Origin of the sequence: Hydrogenophaga electricum (assembly GCF_030160815.1) — a bacterium.
GTDB classification, from domain to species: domain Bacteria; phylum Pseudomonadota; class Gammaproteobacteria; order Burkholderiales; family Burkholderiaceae_C; genus Hydrogenophaga; species Hydrogenophaga electricum.
On sequence record NZ_BSPB01000023.1, the window covers coordinates 53,245 to 63,765 of the forward strand.

Annotated in this window: 10 protein-coding genes and 2 riboswitches; of the genes, 8 read left to right on the forward strand and 2 right to left on the reverse strand. The window is 65.7% G+C overall.

Translation table 11 applies throughout. The annotated features are described in order from the left end of the window. On the reverse strand, positions 1-396 hold the full coding sequence (rbp, locus tag QQK43_RS14110) for an RNA-binding regulator (protein ID WP_234266615.1): 396 nt from the start codon (positions 394-396) through the stop codon (positions 1-3). 267 nt (positions 397-663) lie between these two features. Further along, positions 664-739, forward strand: a riboswitch (SAM riboswitch). Between the two features lie 48 nt (positions 740-787). On the opposite strand from rbp, the gene metX reads away from it, so the two are divergent. The 3 genes from metX to QQK43_RS14125 all read left to right on the forward strand — a co-directional run bounded on the left by metX (position 788) and on the right by QQK43_RS14125 (position 3,373). Continuing rightward, positions 788-1,993, forward strand: a complete 1,206-nt coding sequence (gene metX, locus QQK43_RS14115) for a homoserine O-succinyltransferase MetX (protein WP_234266616.1) — start codon at positions 788-790, stop codon at positions 1,991-1,993. Further along, positions 1,990-2,571: a methionine biosynthesis protein MetW gene (gene metW / locus QQK43_RS14120; RefSeq protein ID WP_234266617.1), complete on the forward strand. Its 582-nt coding sequence runs from the start codon at positions 1,990-1,992 to the stop codon at positions 2,569-2,571. Before metX ends, metW begins: the two co-directional genes overlap by 4 nt. 36 nt (positions 2,572-2,607) lie before the next feature. Continuing rightward, positions 2,608-2,792: riboswitch (yybP-ykoY riboswitch) on the forward strand. A 5-nt stretch (positions 2,793-2,797) separates the two neighbouring features. Beyond that, positions 2,798-3,373 (forward strand): TMEM165/GDT1 family protein, encoded by a 576-nt coding sequence (locus QQK43_RS14125; protein WP_234266618.1) that lies wholly within the window; start codon positions 2,798-2,800, stop codon positions 3,371-3,373. Positions 3,374-3,394: 21 nt separating this feature from the next. On the opposite strand, the gene QQK43_RS14130 is transcribed toward QQK43_RS14125, so the two are convergent. After that, positions 3,395-4,087: a transglutaminase domain-containing protein gene (locus tag QQK43_RS14130; RefSeq protein ID WP_234266619.1), complete on the reverse strand. Its 693-nt coding sequence runs from the start codon at positions 4,085-4,087 to the stop codon at positions 3,395-3,397. Positions 4,088-4,381: 294 nt separating this feature from the next. On the opposite strand from QQK43_RS14130, the gene QQK43_RS14135 reads away from it, so the two are divergent. The 5 genes from QQK43_RS14135 to QQK43_RS14155 form a co-directional block, all read left to right on the forward strand. Beyond that, entirely contained in the window at positions 4,382-6,139 is a 1,758-nt protein-coding gene (locus QQK43_RS14135) for a methyl-accepting chemotaxis protein (RefSeq protein WP_284308279.1), read from the forward strand. Between the two features lie 13 nt (positions 6,140-6,152). After that, complete coding sequence (locus QQK43_RS14140) at positions 6,153-6,683, forward strand: chemotaxis protein CheW (protein WP_284308280.1); 531 nt, start codon at positions 6,153-6,155, stop codon at positions 6,681-6,683. Positions 6,684-6,897: 214 nt separating this feature from the next. Beyond that, positions 6,898-7,428 (forward strand): chemotaxis protein CheW, encoded by a 531-nt coding sequence (locus QQK43_RS14145; RefSeq protein ID WP_234266621.1) that lies wholly within the window; start codon positions 6,898-6,900, stop codon positions 7,426-7,428. Between the two features lie 22 nt (positions 7,429-7,450). Continuing rightward, positions 7,451-9,433: a Cache 3/Cache 2 fusion domain-containing protein gene (locus tag QQK43_RS14150; RefSeq protein ID WP_284308281.1), complete on the forward strand. Its 1,983-nt coding sequence runs from the start codon at positions 7,451-7,453 to the stop codon at positions 9,431-9,433. A gap of 2 nt (positions 9,434-9,435) precedes the next feature. Then, positions 9,436-10,521, forward strand: a 1,086-nt coding sequence (locus QQK43_RS14155) for an MCP four helix bundle domain-containing protein (RefSeq protein WP_284308282.1), incomplete at its 3' end; no start/stop codon positions are given.

Consider the following 10,521-nt stretch of genomic DNA (forward strand, 5'->3'; position numbering starts at 1 on the left):
TCAGTAGCCGCCGCGACCGCCACCGCCATCACGGCGGCCACCGCCACCGTAGGGGCTGCGGAAGCCACCATCCTGGCCACCGCCGCCGAAACCGCCTTCACGACGGCCGCCGCCGAAACCACCGCCACCGGTACGGGGCGGGCGCGGCTCCATCGGACGGGCTTCGTTGACCACCAGGCTGCGGCCGCCCAGCGACTGGCCATTCATGCCTTCGATCGCCGACTGTGCTTCTGCATCGCTGCCCATTTCGACGAAACCAAAACCCTTGGAGCGGCCGGTATCGCGCTCCATCATGACCTTGGCGCTGTTGACATTGCCAAAGTCCGAAAAGGCTTTGTGCAGATCTTCGTCGCGTACGGTGTAAGGCAGGTTGCCGACGTACAGTTTGTTGCCCATCTATGGGACTCCTAAGAACACTGAAAGAAATAGCGATGGAGCCCCGTCAGCACATAAACCTGTAGCACGCGAAACCGCCCGATCACTTAACTGGGCGCCGCCTCTTGGCGCACGCCTAGATCATTATGGGCCCAAGATTGTTCGAACAGGAACAATTTTTTCAAGGTCCGTCAAGGCCCGGCCTCCTGTTCGACGTGTTATCACAACAATTCCGGGCCCATTGCCCAGCTTTGGTGCAGGTGCGCATGGCGTGCAAGCCTTATATACTGTGTTTTCAGCGCCGATTTGTTCCGGATTGCGGGCGCTATAGAAATGCCGCTAAAGGGGGGATGCCCGGTCTGCCTCTTGGTGGAGCCGGGTTTTTTGCTTTTCTGGGCCCCGCACGACGGGGATGCGCCACGTGATCGTCACACCCCAAACCTTTCGGTTCGACCAGCCCTTGCCGCTGCGCAGTGGCGCGGTGTTGCCGGCCTACGAGCTGGTGGTGGAAACCTACGGCACGCTCAATGCCGACAAGTCCAACGCCGTGCTGATCTGCCACGCCCTCAACGCCAGCCACCACGTTGCGGGGTTTCACGCGGACGCCCAGGGCCAGCCCCTGCCGCGCAGCGAAGGCTGGTGGCACAACATGATCGGGCCGGGCAAGGCGGTGGATACCGACCGGTGGTTCGTCATCGGCGTCAACAACATCGGCTCGTGTTTTGGCTCGACCGGGCCGACCCACACCAATCCGGCCACCGGGCAGCCCTGGGGCGCCGACTTTCCCGTGGTGACGGTGGAGGACTGGGTCGACGCGCAGGCGCGGCTGCTGGATGCCCTGGGCATCCACACCCTGGCGGCGGTGATGGGGGGCAGCCTGGGGGGCATGCAGACCCTGAGCTGGACGCTGCAGTACCCCGAGCGGGTGCGGCACGCGGTGGTGGTGGCCAGCGCTCCCAACCTCACCGCCGAGAACATTGCCTTCAACGAGGTTGCCCGCCGCGCCATCGTGACCGACCCGGACTTTCACGGGGGGCACTATCTGCGGCATGGCACCCTGCCGCGCCGAGGCCTGCGCATCGCCCGCATGATCGGCCACATTACCTACCTGAGCGACGACGTGATGAACGAGAAATTCGGCCGTTCGCTCAAGCCGGCGGATCTGGCCGATGCCCTGGCCGGCGGGGAGCCACCCGCCACAGGACCGTGGGGCTATCGCTATTCGACGCAGGATGTCGAGTTCCAGATCGAGAGTTACCTGCGCTACCAGGGCGACAAGTTCAGCGAGTATTTCGACGCCAACACCTATCTGCTGATCACGCGGGCGCTGGACTATTTCGATCCGGCGCGCGCCTATGACGGCCAGCTCAGCGCGGCGCTGGCGCGCGCGACGGCCAAATTCCTGCTGGTGAGTTTCACCACCGACTGGCGGTTTTCGCCGGCGCGCTCGCGCGAGATGGTCAAGGCCCTGCTGGACAACCGCCGGGAGGTCAGCTACGCCGAAATCGACGCGCCCCACGGGCACGACGCCTTTTTGCTCGACGATCCTCGCTACCACGCGGCCGTGCGGGCCTACTTCGAGCACACCGTGGGTGCCCCAAGCCGGAGGGCGGCATGAGCGAACACCAGATGATCGAATCGATTGCCCGCCTGGTGCCGCCCGGCTCGCGCGTGCTGGACCTGGGCTGCGGCGACGGTGCCCTCATGGCCCACCTCCGCGACACCCGGCAGTGCACGGGCTATGGCGTCGAAATCGACGACACCAAGGTACAGGCCTGTCTGCGCCGCGGTGTCAGCGTGCTGCAGCTCAACCTGGAAGCCGGGCTGACCATGTTCGGGGACGACGCTTTCGACGTCGTGCTGCAGATCGACACCCTGCAGCATCTGCGCAACGCCGAAACCATGTTGCGGGAGACCGCGCGCGTGGGCCGGATCGGTATCGTGGCGTTCCCGAACTTTGCCCACTGGCCGAACCGGGTGGCGGTGTTGCAGGGACGCATGCCGGTGACCAAGCGGCTGCCGTTCCAGTGGTACGACACCCCCAATATCCGTGTCGGGACCTACGCCGATTTCGAGGTGCTGGCGCGCAGTTGCGGTCTGAGCGTCGAAGACAGTTTCGGGCTGCATGAGGGGCGGGAAGTGCGCAGCCTGCCCAACCTGCTTGCCAGCACGGCCGTGTTCAAGCTGAAAAACTGACCACCCGTTCGCCCGCGGGTCGGCTAGAATCGCCGTTTACCCGTCATTGGGGAGTAGCCGACCTGACGAGCCCGCTACGGGCTGCAGGAGCTTGCGTCAACACACTTGGTCCCCACGGCCATGGCGCAGGCAGCTCCAAGCCTGGCAAGACCTTTGACCACAACGCCTCCGGTTGGGCCGGGAGCGCGTTGTGGTCTTTGTGTTTTCTGGCCCTGGAGTCCCCACCTTGGAAGCTTTTCTCGTTTCCACCGGCATCGTCGCCTTGGGCGAAATGGGCGATAAGACCCAGCTGCTGGCCATGCTGCTCGCGGCCCGTTTCCGCAAACCCCTTCCCATCATGCTCGGCATTTTCGTGGCCACCCTGGCCAACCATGCCATGGCCGGCGCTGTCGGCCAATGGGTGGCCGAGGCCATCGGTCCGCAATGGATGCGCTGGATCATCGGCGGCTCGTTCCTGGCCATGGCGATCTGGATGCTGATTCCCGACAAGATCGATGAAGACGATGCCGATGCCAAGTCCCTGCGACTGGGCGTGTTCGGCACCACCGTGCTGGCCTTTTTCCTGGCCGAAATGGGCGACAAGACCCAGATCGCCACCGTGGCGCTGGCGGCGCGTTACACCGACTTCTTCGCGGTGGTGGCCGGGACCACCCTGGGCATGATGCTGGCCAACGTGCCGGCGATCTACCTGGGCGATCGCATTGCGCGCGGGGTCTCGATGAAGCTGGTGCACAGCATTTCGGCCGGCATTTTTGCCGTGCTGGGGGTGTTGACCCTGCTGGGCATCGACCGCTTCTTCTGAGGCTGCGGGCAGGCGGCCTGTTTACGCGCCGCCCTGCTCGCGCACCGCATCGGCGGCGAAGTCGCCGGCCGGTGCCTGACCGGCCGCCAGCAGGCCGGGATAGACGGCCACAAAGTCGGCCACGATGGCGTCCCGTGGCAGATCGTCGAAGGCGCCGCGCTGGTTCACATATTCCATGTGCTGCTGGCCGGCACGGTCGAACGGGTGGTAGAGCGAATCGTTCACGCCGTCGAACTCCAGCGGCAGCAGGCCGAACTTTTCGCACAGCGACAGATTGAACGCCGGTGTCGCCTTGCGCCAGGCGCCGTCGATCCACAGCTCGGTGTAGCCATGCCAGATGAACACATCGGTCTGCATGGTCTGGCGCAGCTTTTCGGTCGACAGGTGGTTGCGCACGTCGGCAAAACCCAGCCGGGCCGGCAGGCCGGCAGCCCGGGCCACCGCCGCCAGCGCCACCGCCTTGGGCACGCACCAGCCATGACCCTGGGTCAGCGCGGTGCTGGCCCTCAGGCCTTCGGGGCTGAGGTCGATGCGGTACGGGTCGTAGCGCAGGCCGTCGCGCACGGCCCGGTACAGGGCGATCGCCCGCTCTCTGTCGGTGCTCCCCTGTGCATGGGTACGGGAAAACGCGATGACGGCGGGGTGATCGCTGTCGATGGCGGCGGTGGGGCCGAGGCAGCGGGCGGCTTCAGGGGGCAAAAGCGTCGGGCTCATGGCACCACCTTATCAGCAGGCGCCGGGCCGCAAAAGACGCCTGGGCGACGGTGAACTCTTAAGAGGTCACTTAAGCCTTTCAGTCAGGGGCTTGATCTGGCGCAAATCAGTGAATTTTCGACAGACGGTGATGTAGTCGGGGCTTTACTCCCGGTAGTTTTGGTCGATAGCCGGTGCGACGGGGGTCACATTCGTCGCGATGAGACACCCGAGCGCGCCACGGGGGCGCTTGACACCCCGGTTCTTCTGCACAGGTGGAGACGTGTGCCGATCCGTCGACAAGAGAGAGACCCCATGAACTTCATTTCTAACCTTCGCATTGGCTCCCGGCTGGGCGGTGCGTTCGCGTTGGTGCTGGCCCTGGTGCTGGCCTTTGGCCTGTTTGCCTTATCGAGCATGAACGGCCTCAACCGGATTTCGTTCGATATCGAAACCAACTGGTTGCCCAGTGCGTCGATCACCTCGGCAATCAATACGCAGACCTCGGACTTCCGCATCCTGGAGCTGCGTCACGTGCTGGCGCAGGACGCGGGCAGCATGAGCCATCTGGAAAAATTGATGGAGACGCTGAAGGGCGAGATCGAAACCCAGCGAGCGGCCTACGCCAAACTCATTGCTTCGCCGGAGGAAAAGACGCTGTACGAGGGCTTTTCGGCGGCATGGGGCCGCTACGAGGCCGAACACCAGAAGCTGCTGGCCCTGTCGCGCGAGAACCGCACTGAAGAGGCCATGGCGCTGCTCAATGGGGAATCGCAGAAGCTGTTCGATTCGGCGTCGGCCACGCTGCTGAAGCTGGTCGACCTCAATGCCACCGGCGCTTCGAACGCCAGCCACCAGGGCAATGTGCTGTTCAGCGAATCGCGCAACTTGATCATCGGCATGCTGGTGGCGGTGATCGCCCTGGGCAGTCTGTTTGCCTGGCTGATCGCCCGCTCCATCGTGCGGCCGCTCAACGACGCGGTGCGGGTGGCGGACCACATCGCCGCAGGCGACCTGACCCAGACCATCGATGCCGGTGGCCGCCGGGACGAGACCGGGCAGTTGCTGACGGCGATGCAGAAGATGCAGAAGGCGCTGTCCGAGCTGGTCGGCAGCGTGCGGCAGAACGCCGAAGGCGTGGCCACGGCCAGCGCGCAGATTGCGCAGGGCAACCAGGATCTGTCCAGCCGCACCGAGCAGCAGGCTTCTGCGCTGGAGGAGACCTCGGCGTCGATGGAGGAAATGGGCTCGACGGCCCAGCAGAACGCCGACAACGCGCGTGCGGCCAGTCAGTTGGCGGCCAGTGCCAGCAGCGTGGCCGTGCAGGGTGGTGAGGTGGTCAGCCAGGTGGTGACCACCATGCGCGAGATCCAGCACAGCAGCCAGAAGATCAGCGACATCATCGGCACCATTGACGGCATTGCCTTCCAGACCAACATCCTGGCGCTGAACGCGGCGGTGGAAGCCGCGCGAGCCGGCGAGCAGGGCCGGGGCTTTGCGGTGGTGGCTGGTGAGGTGCGCACGCTGGCCCAGCGCAGCGCCGAAGCGGCCAAGGAAATCAAGCAGCTCATCAGCGCCAGCGTCGAGCGCGTGGAACAGGGCACGACCCTGGTGGACCGGGCCGGCTCGACCATGCAGGAGGTGGTGCAGTCGATCCAGCGGGTGACCGACATCGTGGGCGAGATCAGCAGCGCCAGCCAGGAGCAGAACGCGGGCGTCAACCAGGTGGCCGAAGCGGTCAGCAGCATGGACCAGACCACGCAGCAGAACGCGGCGCTGGTGGAAGAAAGCGCTTCTGCCGCCGCCAGCCTGCGCCAGCAGGCCGACCAGCTGGTGCAGGCCGTCAGCGTGTTCCGCACCGACGCCGCCGCGGTTACGACCTGGGCGCCTTCGGTGCCCTCTGCGGCGGCGCACCGCCCGCCAGCGACCCCGCTGTCCAGGCCGCAACAGCGGCCCAAGCCTGTGGCGTCGGCACCCAAGCGGCCGGCCCTCGCCGCTCCCGAGCTCAAGCGGCCGGCACCGGCATCGGTGGCCAAAGCGTCTTCCGATGAAGGCGAGTGGGAAAACTTCTGATCCGGGGCGCACCATGGACATGCTCAAAGAAGGCCAGCAGTTGGCGAGCCAGGAAGAGGTGAGGACGGCGGCGCTGGGCCAGAAGGCCAACGCGGAGTACCTGACCTTTCGTCTGGGAGGTGAGGAGTACGGCATCGACATCCTGCGGGTGCAGGAAATCCGCTCGTACGAAGAGCCCACGCGGATCGCGAACGCGCCGGGGTTCATCAAGGGGGTGGTGAACCTGCGCGGGGTGATCGTGCCGGTGGTGGACCTGCGCATCAAGCTGGGCTGCCCGACGGTGGAATACAACGGGTTCACGGTGGTGATCGTGCTGAACGTGCATGGCCGGGTGGTGGGCGCGGTGGTGGATTCGGTCTCGGACGTTCTGCAGCTGGGGGCGGACCTGATCAAGCCGGCGCCGGAGATGCACACGGCGGTGGACACGAGCTTCATCACGGGGATTGCGAGCGTGGGCGAGCGCATGCTGATCCTGATGGACATCGAAGGGCTGATGGGCAGCGCCGACATGGGCCTGATCGACGCCACCCGCCGCATGGCCTGAAACAGGCGGGCGGCATGCGCTTCGCGGGCGCGGTCAGACGGTGTGCCGTTCGTCGGTCATGGTGGCCGACGGGGCGCTGAATGAATGCTTAGGTACCCAAAAGTACCCGCGCGCCCGGGTTTGTCCCCGTTTTGAGCACCTTATTCCGACTTCAGCCGGCGGCCCGGGGGCCGATAGTTCATGAACCTTGTCTGTTTATTGGGGGACGATGCTCATGGACATGCTCAAAGAAGGCCAGCAGTTGGCGAGCCAGGAAGGGGTGAGGACGGCGGCGCTGGGCCAGAAGGCCAACGCGGAGTACCTGACCTTTCGTCTGGGAGGTGAGGAGTACGGCATCGACATCCTGCGGGTGCAGGAAATCCGCTCGTACGAAGAGCCCACGCGGATCGCGAACGCGCCGGGGTTCATCAAGGGGGTGGTGAACCTGCGCGGGGTGATCGTGCCGGTGGTGGACCTGCGCATCAAGCTGGGCTGCCCGACGGTGGAATACAACGGGTTCACGGTGGTGATCGTGCTGAACGTGCACGGCCGGGTGGTGGGCGCGGTGGTGGATTCGGTCTCGGACGTTCTGCAGCTGGGGGCGGACTTGATCAAGCCGGCGCCGGAGATGCACACGGCGGTGGACACGAGCTTCATCACGGGGATTGCGAGCGTGGGCGAGCGCATGCTGATCCTGATGGACATCGAAGGGCTGATGGGCAGCGCCGACATGGGCCTGATCGACGCCACCCGCCAGATGGCCTGATGCGCTGACCGGAGCCGCCACGATGAAGACCTCTTCGCCCGACAAACAATCCCTGGCCCGGCGCGTGGCCCTGCTGGCGGTGGCCTTGCTGGCCGGGGTGCTGGTGGTGCTCAGTGCCGGCATGGCCGTGGTGGCCGAAGAGCGCTCGCGCGATCGCCTGGTCGAGGTGGTGGGCGACAAGGCCGCCTCGGTGGCCGAGGCGGTGGACGCCTTCGATGCGACGGCGCGCCTCATGACCGAACGGGCCTACCAGCCCTTTCGCAAGAAGTTTGCAGAGCATTTTGAACTGGACGCCGACAGCGGGCACCTCAAGAGCTGGGGCATGCTGCTCAACGGTGATTTCGGCGAGGTCGACACCTTCGCACAGGCCAACGGTGGCGTGGCCACCGTGTTCATGCGCAAGGGCGATGATTTCGAGCGCATCACCACGTCGCTGAAAAAAGAGGACGGCGAGCGCGCCGTCGGCACGCTGCTGGCGCGCGACCACCCGGCTTATCCGCTGATGCTCGAAGGCAAGACCTTCACCGGCCGCGCCGTGCTGTTCGGCAAGCCCTACATGACGCATTACGAGCCGGTGCGCAACGAGGCGGGTCAGGTGGTGGGCATCCTGTTCATCGGCTACGACATCACCGACTTCCAGACGTCGCTGGAAAAGCTGGTGACCAATGCCCGCTTCCATGAGTCTGGCGCCACCGTGGTCATCGACCCGCGCCGCAGCGATGAAGAGGCTGTGTTTGTCATGCATCCCACAGCGGCCGGCCACAAGGTGCTGGAAGCCATGCCCGGCGCTGCGCCCATGCTGGCCACGCTGCGCGGATCGGCCAACGTGTTCATTCGCGATGCGGTGCCATTGGTGGCGGCCGGGATGGCCGATCCCTGGCTGGTCAAGCGCACGGCCCAGGCCGGGGGCTGGTGGGTGGTGGCCGAGGTGTCGGACCGCGAGGCCATGGCCTCGTACTGGTCGACGATCCAGGCCTTTTGGGCGCTGCTGGCCCTGACGACGGTGATTCTCGGCGTCGGTCTGTATCTGCTGGTGCAGCGCAACGTCAGCCGCCCGCTGTCCGAGCTGACCGGGGCGGTCACCAGCGTCGCGCAAGGCGATCTCACGCAGGTGTTCCGCTCCGACCGGCGCGACGAAATCGGCCGCCTGGTGACCGAGGTGGAAGGCATGCGGTCGCGCTTTGCCGGGATGATGCAGCAACTGCGCTCGGCGACAGAGAACATCGGGACGGCGTCGACGCAGATTGCGAGCGGGAACCAGGACCTGAGTTCGCGCACGGAGCAGACGGCGAGCAACCTGCAACAGACGGCAGCGTCGATGGAAGAGCTCAACAGCACGGTGCGCCAGAGCGCCGAAGCGGCGCGGCAGGCCAACCAGCTGGCGGCCAGCGCGGCCGAGACGGCGGCGCGCGGAGGCCAGGTGGTGTCGCAGGTGGTCTCGACGATGGAAGCGATCAACCACAGCAGCAAGAAGATCAGCGACATCATCGGCGTGATCGACGGCATTGCGTTCCAGACCAACATCCTGGCGCTGAACGCGGCGGTGGAAGCGGCGCGAGCGGGCGAGCAAGGCCGGGGCTTTGCGGTGGTGGCTGGTGAGGTGCGCAACCTGGCGCAGCGCAGTGCCGAGGCGGCCAAGGAAATCAAGGGCCTGATCGGCGCCAGCGTGGACAAGGTGGACGCGGGCAGCCGGCTGGTGGGCGAAGCGGGGCAGACGATGGGAGAGATCGTGGCCTCGGTGCAGCGGGTGAGCGACATCATCGGTGAGATCACGGCGGCGGCGGGCGAGCAGAGCCAGGGGATCGGCCAGATCAACGTGGCGGTGAACCAGCTGGACCAGATGACGCAGCAGAACGCGGCGTTGGTGGAAGAGAGTGCGGCAGCGGCGGAGAGCCTGCGGGAGCAGGCGCAGCGGTTGGCGCAGGTGGTGCAGGTGTTCCGCGTCGACGCCTCCGCCAGTCAGGCCGCGGTCGTGCACGGAGCCACGGCCGCAGAGGAGTCATGAACATGGGCAATTGGAAAATCGGATGGCGTTTGGGGGGCGGGTTCGGGATCGTGCTGGCCCTGCTGGCCGGCTTGACCACGGTGGCCCTGTATTCGCTGTCGCTGGCCGGACAAGAGCAGCAGCGCATGGTCGAGATGGAGCGCCGGGCGATGCTGGCCGATGAGTGGCTGCAGAACACGAACCTGAACATCAACCGGGTGATGGCCCTGGCCAAGTCGGGCAACCATGCAGAGGTGGATGCGTACTTCAAACCGCTGATTGCGCAGACCTCGGAGCGCATCAATGCCCTGCAAAGCGACCTGGAGAAGTCCATCGAGTCGGCGCAGGGCAAGGCGCTGCTGGAGGGCATCACGGCGCGGCGCAAGGAGTACATCGACGTTCGCAAGGCCTACTTCAGCACGCTGGCTTCGGGCGATGTCGACAAGGCCGGTGCGATGCTGCAAAACGGCCTGGTGCCGGCGGTCGAGCGCTACATGGGGGCCATGGAAGCTTTGCGCAAGCTGCAGCATGGCCTGGTTGACCAGGCCGTGACCGACAGCCGCGAAGAGCTGAAGACCGAGTCCTGGGCCTTGCTGGGCATCGCCCTGGTGGCGGTGGCGCTGGGCATCGTGATCGCCTGGTGGATCACCCGCTCGGTGACCACGCCCTTGCGCGAAGCCGTGGGCGTGGCGGAAACCGTGGCCCGGGGTGACCTGACCCATTCGGTGCAGACCCGTCGGCTCGACGAGCTGGGCGATCTGTTGCGGGCACTGGGCAGCATGCGCGAATCCCTGTTCAAGACGGTGGTGCAGGTGCGCTCGGCGACGGAGAACATCGGGACGGCGTCGACGCAGATTGCGAGCGGGAACCAGGACCTGAGTTCGCGCACGGAGCAGACGGCGAGCAACCTGCAACAGACGGCAGCGTCGATGGAAGAGCTCAACAGCACGGTGCGCCAGAGCGCCGAAGCGGCGCGGCAGGCCAACCAGCTGGCGGCCAGCGCGGCCGAGACGGCGGCGCGCGGAGGCCAGGTGGTGTCGCAGGTGGTCTCGACGATGGAAGCGATCAACCACAGCAGCAAGAAGATCAGCGACATCATCGGCGTGATC

Bases quoted from the DNA above. Each gene is read 5' to 3' on its own strand.
- rbp (WP_234266615.1), bottom strand. From the start codon at position 396: ATGGGCAACAAACTGTACGTCGGCAACCTGCCTTACACCGTACGCGAC.
- metX (WP_234266616.1), top strand. From the start codon at position 788: ATGCGCCACGTGATCGTCACACCCCAAACCTTTCGGTTCGACCAGCCC.
- metW (WP_234266617.1), top strand. From the start codon at position 1,990: ATGAGCGAACACCAGATGATCGAATCGATTGCCCGCCTGGTGCCGCCC.
- QQK43_RS14130 (WP_234266619.1), bottom strand. From the start codon at position 4,087: ATGAGCCCGACGCTTTTGCCCCCTGAAGCCGCCCGCTGCCTCGGCCCC.
- QQK43_RS14135 (WP_284308279.1), top strand. From the start codon at position 4,382: ATGAACTTCATTTCTAACCTTCGCATTGGCTCCCGGCTGGGCGGTGCG.
- QQK43_RS14140 (WP_284308280.1), top strand. From the start codon at position 6,153: ATGGACATGCTCAAAGAAGGCCAGCAGTTGGCGAGCCAGGAAGAGGTG.
- QQK43_RS14145 (WP_234266621.1), top strand. From the start codon at position 6,898: ATGGACATGCTCAAAGAAGGCCAGCAGTTGGCGAGCCAGGAAGGGGTG.
- QQK43_RS14150 (WP_284308281.1), top strand. From the start codon at position 7,451: ATGAAGACCTCTTCGCCCGACAAACAATCCCTGGCCCGGCGCGTGGCC.